The 18,160-nt window shown below is 51.7% G+C and carries 14 protein-coding genes; 4 read left to right on the forward strand and 10 right to left on the reverse strand.

All coding sequences use genetic code 11. The annotated features are described in order from the left end of the window. The 8 genes from HV311_RS08085 to HV311_RS08120 all read right to left on the reverse strand — a co-directional run bounded on the left by HV311_RS08085 (position 1) and on the right by HV311_RS08120 (position 10,071). The gene (locus HV311_RS08085; protein WP_053389538.1) at positions 1-1,026 is read right to left on the reverse strand and encodes an ABC transporter permease; all 1,026 of its coding nucleotides are present in this window, start codon (positions 1,024-1,026) and stop codon (positions 1-3) included. Beyond that, entirely contained in the window at positions 1,026-2,120 is a 1,095-nt protein-coding gene (locus tag HV311_RS08090) for a microcin C ABC transporter permease YejB (RefSeq protein WP_016153751.1), read from the reverse strand. Before HV311_RS08090 ends, HV311_RS08085 begins: the two co-directional genes overlap by 1 nt. Then, on the reverse strand, positions 2,121-3,935 hold the full coding sequence (locus tag HV311_RS08095) for an extracellular solute-binding protein (protein WP_047500957.1): 1,815 nt from the start codon (positions 3,933-3,935) through the stop codon (positions 2,121-2,123). 99 nt (positions 3,936-4,034) lie between these two features. Continuing rightward, the gene (locus tag HV311_RS08100) at positions 4,035-5,594 is read right to left on the reverse strand and encodes a cyclic di-GMP phosphodiesterase (protein WP_016156997.1); all 1,560 of its coding nucleotides are present in this window, start codon (positions 5,592-5,594) and stop codon (positions 4,035-4,037) included. A gap of 172 nt (positions 5,595-5,766) precedes the next feature. Then, positions 5,767-6,336 carry a bifunctional murein DD-endopeptidase/murein LD-carboxypeptidase gene (gene mepS / locus HV311_RS08105; RefSeq protein ID WP_003027474.1) on the reverse strand — a complete coding sequence of 190 codons (570 nt, stop codon included), beginning with the start codon at positions 6,334-6,336 and terminating at the stop codon, positions 5,767-5,769. Positions 6,337-6,749: 413 nt separating this feature from the next. Beyond that, complete coding sequence (locus tag HV311_RS08110; protein ID WP_181630643.1) at positions 6,750-7,463, reverse strand: phosphatase PAP2 family protein; 714 nt, start codon at positions 7,461-7,463, stop codon at positions 6,750-6,752. 35 nt (positions 7,464-7,498) lie between these two features. After that, the gene (locus HV311_RS08115; RefSeq protein WP_016153747.1) at positions 7,499-8,485 is read right to left on the reverse strand and encodes a CobW family GTP-binding protein; all 987 of its coding nucleotides are present in this window, start codon (positions 8,483-8,485) and stop codon (positions 7,499-7,501) included. A 119-nt stretch (positions 8,486-8,604) separates the two neighbouring features. Then, positions 8,605-10,071 (reverse strand): mannitol dehydrogenase family protein, encoded by a 1,467-nt coding sequence (locus HV311_RS08120; RefSeq protein WP_191220945.1) that lies wholly within the window; start codon positions 10,069-10,071, stop codon positions 8,605-8,607. 202 nt (positions 10,072-10,273) lie between these two features. Here HV311_RS08120 and uxuA point away from each other — a divergent pair, with 202 nt between their 5' ends. After that, positions 10,274-11,464: a mannonate dehydratase gene (gene uxuA / locus HV311_RS08125; protein ID WP_016156994.1), complete on the forward strand. Its 1,191-nt coding sequence runs from the start codon at positions 10,274-10,276 to the stop codon at positions 11,462-11,464. A gap of 45 nt (positions 11,465-11,509) precedes the next feature. Here the strand turns inward: uxuA and pdxR are convergent, their stop codons facing one another. After that, positions 11,510-12,982, reverse strand: a complete 1,473-nt coding sequence (gene pdxR, locus HV311_RS08130; protein ID WP_016156993.1) for a MocR-like pyridoxine biosynthesis transcription factor PdxR — start codon at positions 12,980-12,982, stop codon at positions 11,510-11,512. Between the two features lie 165 nt (positions 12,983-13,147). On the opposite strand from pdxR, the gene torC reads away from it, so the two are divergent. From torC to torD, 3 genes are read left to right on the forward strand one after another with little or no spacing between them, the layout of a single operon-like run. Next, entirely contained in the window at positions 13,148-14,287 is a 1,140-nt protein-coding gene (gene torC, locus HV311_RS08135; RefSeq protein WP_191220946.1) for a pentaheme c-type cytochrome TorC, read from the forward strand. A 3-nt stretch (positions 14,288-14,290) separates the two neighbouring features. Further along, positions 14,291-16,789, forward strand: a complete 2,499-nt coding sequence (torA, locus tag HV311_RS08140) for a trimethylamine-N-oxide reductase TorA (RefSeq protein ID WP_191220947.1) — start codon at positions 14,291-14,293, stop codon at positions 16,787-16,789. Continuing rightward, a complete protein-coding gene (gene torD, locus HV311_RS08145; RefSeq protein WP_191220948.1) occupies positions 16,779-17,411 on the forward strand; it encodes a molecular chaperone TorD in 633 nt (210 codons plus the stop codon). Before torA ends, torD begins: the two co-directional genes overlap by 11 nt. Before the next feature lie 56 nt (positions 17,412-17,467). Here torD and yeiP read toward each other — a convergent pair whose 3' ends face one another. Beyond that, entirely contained in the window at positions 17,468-18,040 is a 573-nt protein-coding gene (gene yeiP / locus HV311_RS08150; protein WP_016153740.1) for an elongation factor P-like protein YeiP, read from the reverse strand. Between the last annotated feature and the right edge of the window lie 120 nt (positions 18,041-18,160).

An 18,160-nucleotide genomic window follows, 5' to 3' on the forward strand; every position in this document is an offset into this window, starting at 1 on the left:
TTAAATCGCCTTGTTGGGATCGAACGCGTCGCGTACCGCTTCACCAATAAATATCAGTAGCGATAATAGCAGGGCAACGGAGATGAACGCGGTGATGCCAAGCCACGGTGCCTGCAGGTTGTTTTTACCCTGTAACAGGAGTTCTCCCAGCGACGGCGAGCCAAGCGGTAAGCCGAAGCCAAGAAAATCCAGCGAGGTCAGAGTGGTGATCGAGGCGCATAATATAAACGGTAAAAAGGTCAGGGCGGCGACCATCGCATTGGGCAGCATATGGCGCAGAATAATACTGCGATCGCTCACGCCGAGCGCCTGGGCAGCACGAATGTAATCAAAGTTTCGGGTACGTAAAAATTCCGCGCGTACCACGCCAACCAGGCTCATCCAGCCAAACAGCACGGTAATGCCCAGTAGCCACCAGAAGTTTGGCTGGACCACGCTCGACAGCAGTATGATCAAAAACAGCGTTGGCATACCTGACCAAACCTCAATGAATCGTTGCCCCCACAGATCCACCTTGCCGCCATAATAGCCCTGGATTGCGCCAGCCATAATCCCCATCACGCTGGAGCACAGGGTTAGCATTAATCCAAACAGGACAGAAATACGAGTGCCGTAGAGGATCCGTGCCAGCACATCACCACCGTTGGCGTCCGTTCCCAGCCAGTTTTGTGCAGAAGGCGGGGAAGGGAAGGGCTTATCAGTGGCAAAGTTAATGCTGGTGGCTCCAAAGCGTATCGGCGCCCACAGGATCCAGCCCCGGTTTTCCAGGCGCTGCTGTAACCACGGATCCTGATAATCAGCCTGGGTTGCCAATGGTCCGCCGAAGTCGCTTTCACTGTAGTTTTTGAACAGGGGGAAATACCAGCTATTGTCGTAGCGCACCAGTAGCGGCTTATCATTGGCAATCAGTTCTGAACACAGGCTAAGGCCGAAGAGCAGTAGAAAAATCCACAGCGACCAATAGCCGCGACGGTTATGGCGAAAACGCGCCCAGCGGGCCTGATTGACGGGGCTTAATCGCGACATTAGCGTCCCTCAAAATCAATACGGGGATCGACCAGCGTATAGCTGATGTCGCTGAGGATATTCAGCAGCAGACCGATCAGGGTGAAGATATAGAGCGTGCCAAACATTACCGGGTAGTCACGTGATACGGTGGATTCATAACCCAGTAGTCCCAGACCGTTAAGCGAAAACATCACTTCAATCAGCAGCGAACCGGTAAAAAACATGCTGATAAACGTTGCCGGGAAGCCAGCGATTACCAGCAACATGGCATTGCGAAACACATGTTTCCACAGAATGTTTTTCTCGCTGACCCCTTTGGCGCGCGCGGTGACGACATACTGTTTGCGTACCTCATCCAGAAATGAGTTTTTGGTCAGCATGGTTAGCGCGGCAAAACCCCCAACCACCGTCGCCAGCACTGGCAGGGTAATATGCCAAAGGTAGTCGGTCACTTTCTGATACCAGGGCAGGGAATCAAAATTGGCGGAAACCAGTCCGCGAAGCGGGAACAGGTCGTAATAGCTGCCCCCGGCAAAAAAGACGATCAGTAAAATCGCAAACAAAAAGGCCGGTATGGCATAGCCAATAATAATGAATGCGCTGCTCCAGACATCAAATCGGCTGCCGTTGTGAACGGCTTTGCGGATCCCAAGCGGTATCGACACCAGATAGATAATGAGCGTACTCCATAGCCCCAGCGTGACGGAAACAGGCAGGCTGTCTTTGATAAGCGTCAGCACTGAGGCGCTACGAAACAGGCTGTCGCCGAAATCGAAACGAATATAGTCCCAGAGCATTTTAAAATAACGCTCATGAATGGGCTTATCGAACCCGTAACGGCGAGTGATTTCGGCGATCACTTCCGGGTCAAGACCACGGCCGCCTCGGTAATTACTGTCGCTGATATTGCCGACGCCGGTTTGCGCGTGGCTGGCGCGAATGCCTTCACTACCCGCGCCGGGTAATGCCCCGCTTTGTCCGAACTCAATAGCGGCGACGGCCTGCTCAACCGGACCACCGGGGGCAATCTGCACGATAAAAAAGTTGATGGTGATGATGGCCCAAAGCGTTGGGATCACCAGTAGCAGACGTCGAATCAGATAAGCGCCCATTTATTCTCCCTGCCGTCTGGCTGCTGGCAGTTTCGCCGCTTTGTTAACGTCGTACCACCAGTTGTCGAGACCAATGGTATAAATGGGGCGAATAGCTGGATGCGAAAACTTATCCCACCAGGCGATGCGATCCTCTGCCATAAACCACATCGGCAACATGTAGTAGTTCCAGGTTAATACCCTGTCCAGTGCCCGACCAAGTGGGATTAGTTTGGCTTTATCACCCTGCGCCGCGATGATTTGGTTGATCAGTTTATCGATCACCGGGCTTTGCACGCCCGGGGCGTTATAGCTGGAGTCAATATATTCAGAGGCCCAGAGAATTTGCAGGTCCGAACTTGGCCACGGCATTGCGCGATACAATCTCGGCATCATGTCATAGTCACGACTGCGCAGCCGGTTTGTGATTTGTGAGTTATCAACCTGGCGGATGTTCATTGTAATGCCTAAGCGCTGCAGGTTGTGCTGGAACGGCAGCACCCACTGACTGTTACTGCCCGCCGGGAGCAACAGTTCAAAGCTCAGAGGTTTACCGTTGGCGCTGTTTACGCGCTGTTGTCCCTTAAGTACCCATCCGGCCTGCTCCAGTAAGGCATCGGCTTTCAACAGGTTGTCACGATCGTAGCCATCGCCTTTTGATTTCGGCGGCTGATAAATTTGGCTGAAGACCTCAGGGGGGAGATCTTTTTTCAAGGGCGCAAGTATTACCAGTTCATCCGCATCGGGGTAATTTTTAGCGGCATACTCGGTATTCTGAAAATAGCTGTTGGTCCGGCTCCAGGCGTTATAGAACAGAGCTTTATTCATCCATTCAAAATCAAAGGCCAGGGTGATGGCTTCTCGCACCCGTCGGTCGCTGAACACCGGGCGCTGAATATTAAACGCCAGCCAACGCGTATCCTGGGCGGATTCGTTTTTTTGCTCATCTTTGATGATGTAATGATTCGCGAAATTTTTACCGGTATAACGTGTCGCCCAGTTTTTGGCATCGTTTTCAAGACGCAGGTCAAACGCTCCGGCCTTAAACGCTTCAAAGGCGACGTTGTCATCCAGATAGTAGTCGTAGCGGATGGTATCAAAGTTCCAGCGGCCACGGTTGACGGGCAGATTAGCGGCCCAATAATCGTTGACGCGCGAATAGACAATGTACTGACCCATCTTCCATTTCGTGATGCGATAAGGACCGCTGGCGAGCGGAGGCGATGATAAGGGATCGCTGAGCTTATGATCTTTCCAGTACTTCTCTGGCATCACGGGTAATGAAAACAGGCTGAGCATGTCCTCTTTACCCGGTTTGGCTAATTCAATACGTACGGTTAATGGCGCGATCGCTTTTACCGTTGTTCCCTTGTAGACCAGGCGAAATTGCGGCACGCCTTCAGTCATAAATTTGTGGAAGGTGAATGCGACATCGCTGGCAGTAATGGGTGAGCCATCGTGAAAACGTGCTCGCGGATTGATGGCGATTTCTACCCAGGAATAGTCATCAGCATAGCGTGCGCTGTCGGCGATGAGCGGATAATAGCTGCCAGGTTCATCGTCAGAGGTAGTAAACAGCGTATCGTAAAGCGTTTCGGTACGTGCTCCGGGATTACCGCGCATCGCATAGCGGTTGAAGTTATCGAACGTGCCGATGGCGGAGAGGGTGATTTGCCCGCCTTTGGGGGCCGCAGGGTTGACGTAATCAAAGTGATTAAAGTTAAACGCGTACTTCGGTTCGCCCAGTACGGCAAAAGCATAGCTTTCTTTGATGGACTGCGCCTCGGCGCTAAACCCGATGAGGGCGATAAACAGCAGCAATACGCGAGGGATCATTAAATGCGATTTCCTTTTCCTGCCACAACCCGACGGGCATCATGCCTGAAAGATAAGGGATGTGGCGGCGAGTGAGAGTATATGATTCGCATACTGCGATCACCACGTCGGCTTATTGGGCTGCGCCATCCAACGCACGAAATCAGCAAGTTTTAATGGTCGGCTAATCCAGTATCCCTGGAAAAAATGCACTCCACGATCGCGTAGCCAACGGGCTTGCTCAGGCGTTTCAACCCCTTCAGCCACCGTCAGCATATTAAGACGCTTAGAGAGTGTCAACACGGCGTCCAGAACCGGAGAGGTCAGGGTCTCTGTTCCAATGGCGTTAATAAAGCCGCGATCGATTTTCAGGTAGTCAACGGTAAAGCGTTCCAGATAAATCAGCGCGCTATGACCGGTGCCAAAATCATCAATGGCAATTTCAAAACCTGCTGAATGAAGCCATTCAAAAAGCTTTGTGGCCTCGTGTTGATTAAGCATATCCCGTTCGGTGATTTCCAGCACCATCTGGAAATGGTTTGCGGGAAGCGAGGCCTGCAGGTGATGAATGTCGTCTTTAAACGTCTCGCCGTGCAGATGCGTTGGCGCGATATTGATCCCCAATTTTGCACCAGCGGGTAACACTTTTTGCAGCATCGGTGCGTCCTGGGCTATCAACTTAAAGAGATGCTGGGTCAGCGGGACAATCATTTTCTGGGATTCGGCGTAGTGAATAAAAGCATCCGGAGGGATCTCACCCGTTGTTGGATGATTCCAGCGTAATAACACCTCTACACCTTTCACCTCCAGTGTCTGCACCTCTACGACGGGCTGGTACACCACATAAAACTGGTTATGTTTGATAGCGTTGAGGATATCTTTGCCCGGACGTAAACGGATGGTGTAGATGTAGTACCAGAGAAGAAGCGCGGCAATAATCCCCGCCATGCATCCCAACATAATCGAATACCAGATGTCGGTATAGGTCCACTCATCGGCATATAAACGAATCTGTAGCGGAATACCTTCCAGGGTCGCCTGCCGCCAGTGAGAGTGGGGCAGAGCGGAGGCATCAATAATCCGTGATGAAAATGTTGAAATCGCGTTATCACCGACGACTATGGCAATACCGTTAAAATCATCCTGTCGGGCGGTGTAAAGCAGATAAGGGGCCAGATTAATATTCAGTGAGGTAAACACGCCGCTATCAGTGAACGATGGGTTCCGGTGCCAAATCATTATCGCCGGCTTGTTCGGCATCATGGGCGTACCGGGGAGTAATTCCACATCAATATTTCTGCTGATATCGAGGCTTGGGACCAGATCTAAAATCGGGGTGAACATTGCGCCCGTTGCGGAGGAGCAGAAAGCAATGCCGTTTTTGACCAGTAAAAATGCGCGAACGTTGAGGCTAAAGGCCGCGCTGGAGGTCAGTTGAGCAGCGACTTGTTGGCAACTGTTGGCGACCAGTGGCTGAAGGTCATCTGTGGTGGATTTGAGATCGGCGAAGTAGCTGCTGACATAATTCTGGATATCGGAAAGAAGCGTGTCGTACTTAATGTCTCGTTTATGCCAGGTCACGAAAAATTGCAGGGTACTCACCAGGAGCGCGACGATAAGCCCCGTTAACATACAGGAAAGCAGGATTTTCTGATTGGATGAAGAGGAGCGTTTAAACATAGTTCCTTATGTTTACCTGAGTTAACCGCTTATTCTGTATGAATATAACCTGAAATGACTCACCTTGTGAGATTTTTCTTAGTCACAAGACAAAGCAAAAAAAAAGCACCGCCGAAGCAGTGCTTTTCAAAATGTCTCATCAGGATAGCCAAGGGATAGCTGCCAAACGAAATTAACTGCGGCTCAGGACCCGGCGAGCTTCGTTGTAACGTTTTTTCCAGTAAGGTTCGTTCATGCTGGAAATGATAACGCCGCTGCTGGTCGAGGCGTGTACGAACTGGTTGTTGCCGATATAAATACCGACGTGACGGCCAGTGGAGCCAGCACGGAACAGAACCAGATCGCCTGTGCGCAGGTTAGTGCGCGAAACGGATTTACCCGTTTCCTGTTGTTCGTAGGTTGAGCGAGGAAGCTCTAAACCAAATTGCTCGCGGAACGTACGTTGTACGAAGCTTGAACAATCAATACCTTTTTTGGTGCTGCCGCCAAGGCGGTAACGCACGCCTTTCCAGTCAGCATACTGGTCCATAATACGTGATTTAACATCTATATTACGGACCATATTTTCAAATTCATCCTGAGAGGCTTGCAGTGAAGAGTTATCTCCATTGCCCACAGCATGCGTCTCAGAATGCATATTCCTGGCGGTGTTCGTTGTGCTACATGCAGAAAGCAGAACCGCAACTGCTATCGCGGGTATGCCCCGCAAGATATATCTCAAAATCGGTTGAGATTTGACCATTTTGTTTGTTTTCCCTTGAAGTCCTTAACGATAAATATCGTTATAAAAAATGCCAAACGTGACGAGACTAATTACCATCGCACGATGAGACAATTCTTTAAGGTCAAATCTGTGGCAGAACGCACAAATTTATTCCTGAAGAGAATAATTATCCCGCGAGGCAAAACGAGTTCGAGATTACCCGATCGGTCCGGTCATTGCGAGTGAATTTACGTGATTTCTTATAAGAAAAATTGATACAGAAAGTGAATAACCGGCATTGCCTAAATTAAGAACAATCGGGATAAAAAAGACGCAACCCAATCATTTTAAAGATGAATAAGATGACAGGAGAATGACAGCCAGAATGATGAAATATTGACAAGCATCATCAGGGAATCAGAGTTTTCCCTGATGATGTTAATAACTCTGCGTTATTTGTTTAAGAATTGTTTGTTTTTACCGGGCAGATAATTCGCAAACAGAGTGACTAATCGGTCGCTTAACGGTGTCATTAGCCACCAGGGCAGACCAATCAAGACGACAGTCATGGAACCGATCACGATATCGGTGAGCCAGTGAGCGCCAATCATTATGCGTGGAAAGGCAAAAACCACAGCGATAATAAGGCCGATTATTCCGGCGACTTTTCCGAAATAACGCAGCATAAATGCGGAAAAAATAAGCAGCATCATACCGTGATCGCCGGGGAAACTGTCTCTGGACGCATCTTTAGTCGGAATATGCAGCAGTTCGCTGACGCGATAAATATTATCCAGCATCAGAGTAGGGCTGGCGCGTTTAACGGGAATAAGCGCCTGGCCTAACTGATTTAATACCACTGCGGTGAGCAGCATAACCAGGCCAATAGCGACAATGCGTCGGCGACCTTCCGACGTTTCTTTCAGCCAAAAATGCAGCATCAGGGCGCCCATTGCCAGCAATGAGCAACCATCAAATGCCCGGTTATTGGTAATAGCAACAATCCACAAGAACTGCGGGCTTTCCACCAGTTTCTGGTTAAAGAAGCGGAAAACGCCCGTATCCAATGAAGACCAGATCCCATGCCCGGCAGGAAGATACCAGGACAGAAACAGCGCCAGTCCCGCAATATTGAGTAGGAGAATAAGAGGGTATCGGGTTTTCATCATCGTTTACCATTGCTATAAAAACGAAGGCAACCTTACGCGTTAGCGTCTAAACGAAGTCTCAACAATGCACTCTGTAGCGTATTCCAGTCGGTCTCAGTATCGGCGATGAGTTCAATACGGCTATCCGGTGGCGCGACGTTTTGCGTCTCAATATGCCAGTCGTCTCCCTGGCGGTTAATGCGCACCAGCCCTTCCTTTATACGCATGACACCTTTCACGCGCCCCACGGGGGCAAGACGGGACCATTCCAGCAGACCGATGGTATCGAACACCGTATCGGCGTCAAAAATCCAACCGCAGGCCTGATGGCCCTGGCCGCTGTTCAGGCTGCGCCGCCAGCGCTGCTGTGACGGCAGACTCAATGCAGCCAGTCCCTTTTTGTCTGCATGGCTATGGGCGTGCTCTGCGCTTGCAGGAAGCTCTGCCAGGTTTAGTCGGGGTAAATCCAGTAACTGCCCGTCAATTTGCCCATGGTCGGCATGAACCAACTGGCGATTACCGCCGTAGTGTTGCCACCAGGTTTGCAAGGCGTTTTCGCTTTCCGCTGTGGCGCGGTCGGCTTTATTGGCAACAATGATATCTGCGGCGGCCAGCTGATCGCGGAAATTGTCATTGGCGACGCTTTTTTCATCCAGTAACAGCCGGGGGTCAAGAATACAGAGGGTCGCGCGCAGATCGATCCACGGTTCGTAAACCGGTGCGGTGAGTAAATCCAGAATTTGTTTAGGGTGTCCGAGGCCAGTAGGTTCAATCAGCAATCGATCGGGTTTTCCCTGACGCAGCAGCGTATTGAGGCCAACCTGCATCGGTAGACCGTTAACGCAGCACATACAGCCGCCGGGGATCTCTTTTAGCAATGCGCCGCTGTCGGCTAACAGGGCGCCATCAATACCTACTTCACCAAACTCATTGACCAGCACGGCCCACTTCTCTGCGGGATCCTTGTTCGCCAATAGATGAAGAATAGAGGTGGTTTTGCCACTGCCGAGAAAACCAGTGATGAGATTGGTTTTAGTCACAATTACTCCAGAATCATAAATTACCGTAATGGCATTTAACAATCCTGGCGAAAAATGGGGAAAAAGAGAAGGGGGGAGGGGACGAAGACGTGCTTCGTCCTGTTTAATGGCAGAAATCGTTAATTTTTTAACGTTTCAATGACAGCCTGATGCGCACCGTATTGGGCAATACGTTGCCAGGCCTGCTGAATGACCGCGACAAACTGCGGATTCTGTACGAGATCGGCGGAGAAAATCTCATGCAGAGAAAGCAGGGCGCTGACGCGTTCTGATTCAGTGCTCTGTGCCACCAGAGAGGCAATTTTCTCACTGAGCGGGTCACGAATATCAATCGTAGCGCCTGAATCATCCACACCGCTCACGTAGCGCATCCAGCCTGCGATGCCGAGCGCCAACAGCGGCCACTCGCTTTGACGTGCTAAATGCACGCGGATCCCTTCCAGCATTCGCTGGGGTAATTTCTGGCTACCATCCATCGCGATTTGCCAGGTTTTGTGTTTCAGCGCCGGGTTGGCAAAGCGGTCCAGCAGGCTTAAGGCATACTGGTTTAAATCAACATCGGTAATTTGCAGCGTGGGGGCCTGTTCGGTGAGCATTAGCCGGTAAGCGGCTTCACGAAATGCGCTATCCTGCATACAGTCGCTGATGTGCTGGAATCCGGCCAGATAGCCGAGATAAGCGAGAAACGAATGGCTGCCGTTCAGCATCCGCAGTTTCATTTGTTCCCACGGCAAGACGTTTTCAACCATCTGGACACCCGCGGTTTCCCATTGCGGACGACCACAGACAAAGTTGTCTTCAATCACCCACTGAATAAACGGCTCGCAGCTGATTGCGCAAGGATCGGCAACGCCCAGCTCATGGGCGATTTCAGCCAGCGACTCTTCGGTGGCGGCGGGAACAATCCGATCCACCATAGTACCCGGGAAACTGACGTGTTCCTGGATCCAGTGCGCCAGCTCAGGAGAGCGTTTTTCCGCCATCCCCAGTACGGCATTTTTTACCACATGGCCATTGTCCGGGATGTTATCGCAGGAGAGGACGGTAAATGGCTGCAGTCCACGTTCACGTCGGCGGTGCAGCGCTTCAACGATAATACCGGGGGCGGAGTGCGGTTCAGCCGGTGTCTGCAGATCGTGAATAATACGCGCATTAGAGAGATCTAACGAACCCGTTGCCGGATCGATGCAGTAGCCTTTTTCCGTGATGGTTAACGAGACAATCGCGACCTGAGGCTCGCAGAATTTTTCAATAATGGCCGCCAGCGAATCCAGCGTGGCGTTCAGGCATTCGTTAACGGCACCGATAACAATAGGCTGGTTGCCGTTAGTCCCTTTTTCTAACACGGTAAATAAATGATCTTGTTCGCGAAGCTGACGCATCAGCCGATCGCCACTGAACAGACTGATCTCGCAAATCCCCCAGTCTCCGCCCTGCGCATTCAGCACCCTGTCGGTTAATAACGCCTGATGGGCGCGGTGAAAAGCACCGAAACCAAAATGTACAATCCGCGTTTTTAATTGTTGGCGGTCGTACTGCGGCATCATGACATTTTCCGCCAGAGGCGCTGAGGCAATAGTTTTCATTAAATACACCTGATTAACCATTAATTAACAATGGCAGTATAAAGTTATATGATAGCAAATTGAATTGGTGTGCCTCATTTATCCGGGGAATGTGAGATGGATCAATCAATGATAGGCCATCTGTTGAACATCTCCAGGATGGCTGTATGGTAGTCGTCATTCAGGTAGTTTAATTTGGTATAACAACTTGTGGGGTGAAACAATGGAACAAACCTGGCGTTGGTACGGACCTAACGATCCGGTATCGCTTGATGATGTGCGTCAGGCTGGCGCAACGGGTGTTGTGACCGCCTTGCACCACATTCCCAACGGTGAAGTGTGGCCGGTAGAAGAGATTCAACAGCGTCAGGCTATTCTGGCTGAAAAAGGGCTGACCTGGTCGGTGGTGGAAAGTATTCCTGTCCACGAAGATATCAAAACGCGTTCAGGCCAGTACCAAACGTGGATTGCCAATTATCAGCAGAGTATCCGTAATCTGGCGACCTGCGGCATCGATACCGTGTGCTATAACTTCATGCCGATCCTCGACTGGACGCGTACCGATCTCGAATATCAGCTGCCGGACGGCTCCAAAGCGCTACGTTTTGACCAGATTGCTTTTGCAGCCTTCGAACTGCATATTCTTCAGCGCCCTGGCGCCGCAGCGGATTACACCGCAGAAGAACAACGCCAGGCGCTGAATTACTTCAATGCTATGAGCGATGCCGATATCGAAAAGCTGACCCGCAATATCATTGCCGGCCTGCCCGGTGCGGAAGAGGGCTATACGCTGGATCAGTTCCGTGCGCGTCTCGCTGAATATGACGGCATCAGCAAAGACGATCTGCGCGATAATATGGCGGTATTCCTGCGGGCGATTGTGCCTGTGGCGGAAGAAGTCGGCGTGCGTCTGGCTGTCCACCCTGACGATCCGCCGCGTCCGATCCTCGGCCTGCCGCGCATTGTTTCGACTATCGAAGATATGCAGTGGCTGAAAGAAACCGTCGACAGCATCAATAACGGTTTCACCATGTGCACCGGTTCCTACGGCGTGCGCGCCGATAACGATCTGGTGAAAATGATCGAAACCTTTGGCGATCGAATCCACTTCACGCATCTGCGCTCCACCTGCCGTGAAGATAACCCGAAAACCTTCCACGAAGGTGCGCACCTGCAAGGCGATGTGGATATGGTATCGGTGGTTGCTGCCATCCTGAGCGAAGAACAGCGCCGTAAAAAGGCGGGCGATTTGCGTCCTATCCCGATGCGTCCGGATCACGGACACCAGATGCTTGACGACCTGCACAAGAAAACCAACCCAGGCTACTCCGCGATTGGTCGCCTGAAAGGGCTGGCGGAAGTTCGCGGCGTTGAGCTGGCGTTAAAACAAACGCAGTTCCGCGATCTGCTGTAAGGTTAACAACAGGGATTGTGCCGCAGGCGCGATCCCTGAAATTCATCAAGGCTGCGCTAGCGCCTGCTCCAGTACCGACAGCACCTTTTTGATCTGCTGTATCTGCAATCCGCCAAACCCGAAAAACATAACAGCATCGCTGTTCTCCCTACGCCATGCGGCTCCTGAGCCATTTTCTATATCTGGCAGAGTGTCAAAGCGGATCCCTGCCAGCAGGCAGCGCTGTTGTAGCCTGGCGATCATATCAGGGTGTCTGTCAACGCGTAACGAGAGGTGCAGACCCGCCGTTGCGCCAGCGATTTTCCCTGACGGAAACAGAACAGAAAGGCCATCGCGTAACAGATTGAGGCGCGCCGCATAGTTGCAGGCCAGCTTGCTGATGTGCGAGTAAAACACCTGATTTTGCATTAATTCGGCTAAAAATTGCTGCAATAGCCACTGACTGCCGTTGTTGTTGAGCGCTTTCATATTCTTTACTGCCGGGAGCAGTTCATCAGGACAAATGAGATAGCCAAGACGCGTTCCCGGCCCCAGCGTTTTGGAAAATGTCCCCATGTAGATAACCCGGTTGTGATAATCCATAGCTTTCAGGGCAGGAAGGGGGTTCTCGCCATAGGTAAAAACAGCATCGTAGTCGTCTTCAAGGATATAAGCGCCGACGCGCTGCGCCCACGTCAATAATGACTGACGGCGCTCCAGCGAAAGGACGCTTCCCATTGGATACTGGTGAGCCGGAGTCACATAGCAAAGCTGGGTTTCATATTCGGGTAATTTATCTGTTTGCAGCCCGTGGTTATCTACAGCAATTGACGTAATGTCTGCACCGTAATAATTAAACAGATGCCATGCGCCAGAATAGCAAGGGGATTCGGCTACAACGTGGCACTTTTTTTGCTGACTGACGGCATGATGAACAATAAATATTTGACTGAGCAGCGACAATCCTTCCTGAATCCCATTGGTAATGATGATGTTCTCCGCCCGGGTATTAATGCCGCGAGATAAATTAAGGTACCTGGCTAGTTGCTCACGCAGTGAAAATAATCCATTTGATGAATGATATCGGGTAAACAATTGCTCTTTAAGTACGCTTGGCGCGTTATTCCATTTTCGCCAGCTTGCCCAGGGAAAAGCATTGGGATCGGGGACGCCCATCCGGCAGTAGCACTCCCGCCCAGGCTCTGCGTAAACATCGGTAGAGACCCCGGCCGCTTTTGGTGTTACTGGCGGAGAGCCCTGGGGTACGGACACATGCGCTGGGGTTACACGTACAGGCGTGGTGAATATCACCTCATAGCCAATGCCGTGTCGGCTCTTAATTAACCCAGCCGCCATCAGCTTATCATAGGCCATCACTACCGTTATTTTGGCAATGTTCAATGCCTGAGCCTGCTCGCGAATAGAGGGGAGTTTATCTCCACACAGCAAATCACCCCGCTGAATGGCCTGTAAATAAAATTGAAATATCTGCAACTGCAGCGGAGTCCGGCTTTCTCTATCGAGAGTCAGTTTGAGCATGATAAATTCCTTATTTATAGATGGTAATTATATTACGGACTTCTGCTCATTACTATTTGACGAACCTCATAGAGTGGATGCTGTTCCTATAATCTGCCTTCGCTGTCTCTATTTTTGATTTTTATTATCCCTTAGCGTGTCGCTATTAAAAAAATGGAGGCAAGCATGTCGTGGATAAGAAAAAACGCACTATGGTGCGCATTCGCCGGGGCGGTAGCAATGGCCCTGGCTATTTGGGGAACGTGGCAAGGCGTTCATTACACCAGTTCTACCGAGTTTTGTTTATCGTGTCACTCGATGCGCACATCTGGCGAGGAGTATAAAACCAGCGTGCATTTTCGTAATACTTCAGGTGTGCGTGCGGAGTGTAAGGATTGTCATATTCCGCCAGGCATCGTCCCAACGCTGGTTCGTAAAACGCAAGCCTTAAACGACCTCTACCACACCTTTATCTCTCCTTCGATCGATACCCCGGAAAAATTTGCCGCAAAGCGGGCGGAGTTGGCCCAGCGAGAATGGGCGCGCATGAGCGCGAATAATTCTGCGTCGTGTAAATCCTGCCATAGCTATGAGGCGATGGATCACGGTAAGCAATCGGCAAATGCAGCGGCGCAAATGACCGCGGCGGCGGCAAAAGACAGTAACTGTATCGATTGTCACAAAGGCATTGCCCATCACAAACCCGATATGAGCAGCGGTTTTCGCGATCGTTACAAGCAGTTGCAGCGTCAGGGAGAGCAGTTACCCACGGCGACGACGCTGTATTCGTTAGGCGAAAAATCACTGACTGCGACAGCAGAGAGCCCGGCAGGTAAAGCGATGCTGTACCCGGCAACGCAAGTGCGTGTGCTGAAAAGAGAAGGAAAAAACGTTCAGATAGAGCTGACCGGCTGGCGGGAAAGCAAAGGACGGGGACGGGTGATTACCCAGTATATGGGTAAACGCGTTTTTGCTGCCGTATTAGATGCCTCGCTGATGAGCAATGTGAAGGTTGAGCAAACACAGGTTGATCCGGAGTCACATCAGGAGTGGCAGCAGGTAAGCGTGACAGCCTGGAGTTCGGCGGAGGGGTTTACCGACAATATTGACCCCCTCTGGCAATACGCCGATCAGATGTTGCAATCCACCTGTAGCGCTTGCCACAGCACGCCGCCGCCGACCCGTTATTCCGCGAATGGCTGGATCGCCGGACTGAAATCCATGTCCACCTACTACCGGCTTAATCCGGTGGAAGACCGTACGTTGTTGAAATATCTCCAGACTCACGCCAGCGATATACCTCAACCTAACAATTCAAAAGGATAATTTATGGATATTCATGATTTTAATCCGTCACGTCGACGGTTTTTAAGCGGAATGCTGGCAGTCGGTGCCGTCAGCGCTTTAGGGCCAAATCCACTGATCTCAAAAGTCTGGGCAGCGGGTGAAAACCCGGAGCAATGGATCCAGTCTGGCTCGCACTTTGGCGCTTTTGAAGCCAAAGTCGTGAACGGTGAATGGGTCGATACCCGCCCCTTCAAACATGACAAATACCCCTGCGATATGCTCAATGCCGTTCGGGAGGTGGTCTACAACCCATCGCGTGTGCGCTACCCGATGGTGCGGCTGGACTGGCTGCGCAAGCGTGAAAAGTCAGATCGCAACCAGCGCGGCGATAATCGCTTTGTCCGTGTGAGCTGGGATCAGGCGTTGGATCTGTTCTATGAGGAGCTTGAACGAGTACAAAAGACCTACGGATCTTCTGGCGTCTTTACCGGGCTGGCGGACTGGCAAATTGTTGGCAAATATCATAAGGCCGGCGGCGCGATGGATCGGGGACTCGGCTTGCACGGTAGCTATGTAACGACCGTCGGCGACTACTCGGCAGCCGCAGCGCAGGTGATTTTACCGCATGTGATTGGTTCGCTGGAAGTTTATGAGCAGCAAACGTCACTCCCGCTGGTTATCGAAAATACCCAAACCATCGTGCTGTGGGGCTGCGATCCGATCAAGAATCTGCAGATCGAGTTCCTGGTTCCCGATCACGATGCGTTTGGTTATTGGCAGCAGATTAAAGAAGCGGTTGCGCAAGGTAAGATGCGCGTTATCAGCGTTGATCCGGTGCGTAGCAAGTCGCAAAACTATCTTGGCTGTGAGCAGTTGGCGCTACGACCGCAAACGGATGTCGCGTTATTGCTGGCGCTGGCGCATACCCTGTACGAAGAAAAACTGTATGACGTGGCGTTCATTAACGATTATACCGTGGGCTTTGAACAGTTCTTGCCGTATCTGCTTGGGGAAAGCGACAAGCAGCCGAAAAATGCCGAATGGGCGGCGGAAATCTGCGGTCTGACGGCGGAGCAGATCCGCGACTTCGCCCGCCTGCTGGTCAAAGGCCGGACACAGTTTATGGGCGGCTGGTGCGTGCAGCGTATGCACCATGGCGAGCAGTATCCGTGGATGCTGGTGGTGCTGGCCAGCATGGTTGGCCAAATTGGCTTGCCGGGCGGCGGAGTAGGGTTTGGCTGGCACTATAACGGCGGCGGGACGGTCACTTCTGCCGGTCCCGTCCTGTCCGGCCTCGGGAGCATCAACAATCCCCCGGCCGCGAAATACAAAGCGGATTTCCGCGGCGCTTCAGAGCATATTCCTACCTCGCGAATGATCGATTGTCTGCTGGCGCCAGGCAAAAAGATCGCTTTCAACGGTGAAACATTAACTTTCCCTGATATCAAAATGGCGATTTTCAGCGCCGCCAATCCGTTCCATGCGCAGCAGGATCGTAACCGCATGATCGAGGCGTGGAAGAAGCTGGAAACCGTGGTCGTTCTGGATCATCAGTGGACAGCATCCTGTCGTTTTGCCGATATCGTCCTGCCTGTGACCACGCGCTTTGAGCGTAATGACATTGAGCAGTTCGGTACACACTCGAATAAAGGGCTGATGGCGATACATCAGGTGGTTAAACCGCAGTTTGAAGCGCGAAATGACTTTGATGTCTTTGCCGGTCTGTGCAAACGCTTTGGTCAGGAAGAGACATACCGCGAAAAGCGGGATGAAATGCAGTGGATAAAAGCCATTTATGATGAGGGCGCGAAAACGGGAGCGTCCCTTGGCGTGAGTATGCCGAACTTCGGGAGCTTCTGGCAGGGCGAAGGATACATTGAATATCCTGCCGGGAAGCCGTGGGTGCGTCACGGAGAATTTCGCGAACAGCCGGATATCAACCCGTTAGGAACACCCTCTGGTCTGATTGAAATTTACAGCAAAACCATCGCGGGCTTTGCCTACGAGGACTGCCCGGGGCATCCGGTGTGGATGGAACCTTTTGAGCGTACCCATGGCAGCAAAACAGATAAATATCCGCTGCATCTGCAGTCCTGCCATCCGGATAAACGTCTGCACTCCCAGTTGTGCTCAAGCGAGGCGTTTCGTAACACCTATGCGGTGGCAGGAAGAGAGCCGCTGTACATGAGCCAGTCGGATGCCCGCGCACGTGGCCTGAAAGCCGGGGATATTGCGCGCGTGTTTAACGCCAGAGGCCAGGTGCTGGCCGGGGTGGTGATCAGCCCGGATTACGCGCCTGGCGTCGTCCGGATTCATGAAGGCGCGTGGTATTCGCCGCAGGAAGGCGGGAAAGCGGGCACATTATGCACTTATGGCGATCCGAATGTGCTGAGTGCGGATATCGGTACATCACAACTGGCGCAGGGGCCTTCGGCGCATACGGTGCTGGTCGAGGTGGAGCGATACCAGGAGAATGCCCCGCAGGTCACGGGCTTTGGCGGGCCGGAGGTTGTGAAAGAGGAGGGGGCAAGTGCAGCATAATCACATTCATCAACAGCGGGCGGCGGTGTACCAGTGGTTTTCGCAACTGCTGTTCCGCGAGCTGGACGAGGAGCAACTCATCCGCCTGGAAAGCGGGGAAAGCCGAAAGTGGCTGGCGTCGTTGACGGCTATCCCTGGGTTATCCGTTGATGTCAAAAACCTGGAACGTAGTCTCGTTCGGGCGCTGCGCCGGGAAAGCCGACAGCTGGAGCTGGCGGCGGACTATGCCTCGTTGTTTTTGCTGGCACCTCCTGGCGGTGTTTCTCCTTATGCGGGGCATTATCCGCATACGACCGTGCCTGAAGAACGCAAGGAAATGAATGTGCTGTTAGTCGAGCATGGGCTGACACCGCAGGACAACGAGCCTGCCGACCATATTGCTGTACAGCTGGCACTGATGGCGAGAATGGTTACCAAAAAGGAGACGTTATCGGCGCAATATTACTTTTTGCATCATCACATTATGTGCTGGGCACCCCTGCTACGGGAAAGTTGTTTACACCGGGACGAAGAGGGGGTTTATCCTCAGGCGGTTAACGTCATAACGCATTTTATGCGTGAGGATGAGCTGTATCTGGAATCTCTGTTGGTGGATGATTTTTACCTCAGCAGCCAGGGCTGAAAAGAACAAAGGGACAGCAAATGCTGTCCCTTTTCACCGCTGTCGCAGCAGAAAAGTTAGTCTGCGCGGCCCATGTAGCGACGTTCTTCGATATGAATACGGATTTTTTCACCTGCACTCAGATATTCAGGAACCAGGATAACCAGACCGGTGCTCATGGTCGCTGGTTTGTTACGCGCACTTGCTGACGCGCCTTTAATGCCCGGTGCCGTTTCAACGATTTCCAGGTCTACCGTTTGCGGCAGTTCAAGTGCCAGCAGCTGGCCGTCCCAGGTCAGTACCTGCATATCCGGCATTCCGCCTTCCGGGATGAACAGCAATTCTTCTTCAATCTGATCTTTGGTGAAGGTATACGGGGTATAGTCTTCTTTATCCATGAAGACGTATTCGTTGCCATCGACATAGGAGAAATCAACGCCACGACGGCTCAGGGTGACGGTATCAACGATGTCATCACCTTTGAAGCGCTCTTCAACTTTCAGACCGGTACGAACATCAGAAAAACGCATTTTGTACAGCGTGGCGGCGCCACGTGCGGTTGGTGATTGAATATCAATATCTTTTACAATCAGCAGTTTGCCGTTGTAATTCAGTACCATACCTTTTTTAATTTCGTTCGCTCTTGGCATCGAAAAAATCCTGTAATGAGGAGTGTCTAAAATATCGCGTAAAACTACTCGCGCCGGGGCATTCAGGCAAGCGGAATTGATGCTTTTGCTGGTGCAAAAAAGGTGTTACTGTGCGCTTCC

It is taken from the genome of Citrobacter sp. RHBSTW-00881, assembly GCF_013728515.1.
Classification (GTDB): domain Bacteria; phylum Pseudomonadota; class Gammaproteobacteria; order Enterobacterales; family Enterobacteriaceae; genus Citrobacter; species Citrobacter braakii.